Below are 1,119 nucleotides of genomic sequence, written 5' to 3' on the forward strand. Positions count from 1 at the left end.
CCCCCCCCCCCCCCCCCCAACTCTCGGATCCCGCCCTCTCCACCATTCAGCCCCCAGGCGTATGCTGGACCCTTGTCCCGAGGAGCCGCCGCATGCACATCGTGTACAAGGCCGACAATCTGTTCGACGCCCATCTGGTCAAGCACGCGCTGGAAGACGCCGGTATCCCCGCGTTCGTGTTCGGAGAGCAGCTGCTGGGCGGGATGGGCGAGCTGCCGCTGTTTGGCGTGCTGCGGGTCGGCATCCCCGATGCGGCGCGGCCGCAGGCCGAGGACATCGTAGCGGCGCTGGACTTGGGCCAGGCCCCGTCCGACCCCATTTCCGATGCAGACGACATTGCCGGCCTTCCGGCGTAGGAGCGCATCATGTTGGGAATTGGCCAGGGCATCCTCGGCATCGGCGCCTTCAAGCAGCGCCTGCCGCGCCCGGAAGAGGCGCTGCCGGGGCGTGACCAACCACTGCCGCTGCACAGCAACCAGCACTTCGTGAACAGCCATCCGCTGAAGGACCGTTTCGCCGGCCTGCAGCAGATACGCTTTGCGCTGGGCTGTTTCTGGGGCGCCGAGCGCAAGTTCTGGACCGAGCCGGGCGTGTACAGCACGTCGGTCGGCTATGCAGGTGGCATCACGCCGAACCCGACCTATGAAGAGGTCTGCTCGGGCCTGACCGGCCACACCGAAGTGGTACAGGTGGTGTTCGACCCGGCGGTGGTGAGCCTGGAGCGGCTGCTGCAGCTGTTCTGGGAAAGCCACGACCCGACCCAGGGCATGCGTCAGGGCAACGACACCGGCACCCAGTACCGCTCGGCGATCCATGCCACCGACGAGGCCCAGTACAAGGCCGCGCTGGCCAGCCGCGAGGCCTACCAGGCGCAGCTGGCTGCGGCCGGCTACGGCCCGATCACCACCGAGATCGTGTACCCGGCACCGGCGTACTACTACGCCGAGGACTACCACCAGCAGTACCTGGCGAAGAATCCGAACGGCTACTGCGGCATCGGCGGCACCGGCGTGAGCTGCCCGATCGGGTTGGATGTGGAGGCGCCGCGCTGACGCGCGGTGGTCCGCCTGCGGCGGGCTGAAGCTGAAAGCAACTGCCAAAGCCAAAGCCAAAGCGGCT

The 1,119-nt window shown here is 67.6% G+C and carries 2 protein-coding genes; both read left to right on the top strand.

Annotation, left to right across the window (positions count from 1 at the left end; translation table 11 throughout):
• Nucleotides 1-92: 92 nt before the first annotated feature.
• Nucleotides 93-356: a DUF2007 domain-containing protein gene (locus tag ABGA94_RS21885; protein ID WP_005415362.1), complete on the top strand. Its 264-nt coding sequence runs from the start codon at nt 93-95 to the stop codon at nt 354-356.
• A gap of 30 nt (nt 357-386) precedes the next feature.
• Nucleotides 387-1,052: a peptide-methionine (S)-S-oxide reductase MsrA gene (gene msrA, locus ABGA94_RS21890; protein WP_032953954.1), complete on the top strand. Its 666-nt coding sequence runs from the start codon at nt 387-389 to the stop codon at nt 1,050-1,052.
• Nucleotides 1,053-1,119: the final 67 nt, after the last annotated feature.

The organism is Stenotrophomonas sp. 3diitr2024 (genome assembly GCF_042136455.1).
GTDB classification, from domain to species: Bacteria; Pseudomonadota; Gammaproteobacteria; order Xanthomonadales; family Xanthomonadaceae; genus Stenotrophomonas; species Stenotrophomonas sepilia.

What these genes read in the sequence shown, in the direction of transcription:
- ABGA94_RS21885 (WP_005415362.1), top strand. Translation starts at nt 93, where the DNA reads ATGCACATCGTGTACAAGGCCGACAATCTGTTCGACGCCCATCTGGTC.